Here is a 336-nt window from a genome sequence, read left to right as displayed (position 1 = left end):
AAATGCATCATCGCCTTTTTCTACAATGCTTTTACTTGGAACAGCAATCATCGTCTTATTCTCTAAGTTTACTTGCAGGGAAACATGATAACCTGGAGATAAACCATCTTGACTATCAAGGCTAGCTTTATATGTATATTGGGACATATTTTGAGTTGCTTCACCCATGCCGCCAGCTTGCGCCATCTCTGCACTTGTTGGGAATTCACTTACATCTGTAATCTTACCTGTCCACTTCTTCTTATTATTTGCTTTCGCCGTTACAGTGAATGTTTGATCCTTTTGAATTTGTGACTTCTGAAGCTCAGTTAACGTACCTTGAACTTGGAATGGATC

At 39.3% G+C, this 336-nt stretch carries 1 pseudogene; it reads right to left on the bottom strand.

Going from position 1 to position 336, the window contains the following annotated elements:
• Positions 1 to 336 (bottom strand): annotated as a pseudogene (locus ACQRBL_RS27580) (efflux transporter periplasmic adaptor subunit); the annotation flags it as partial.

The organism is Bacillus sp. AF62, assembly GCF_050312695.1.
Classification (GTDB): domain Bacteria; phylum Bacillota; class Bacilli; order Bacillales; family Bacillaceae_G; genus Bacillus_A; species Bacillus_A cereus.
This window is presented reverse-complemented; position numbering and strand designations above follow the sequence as displayed.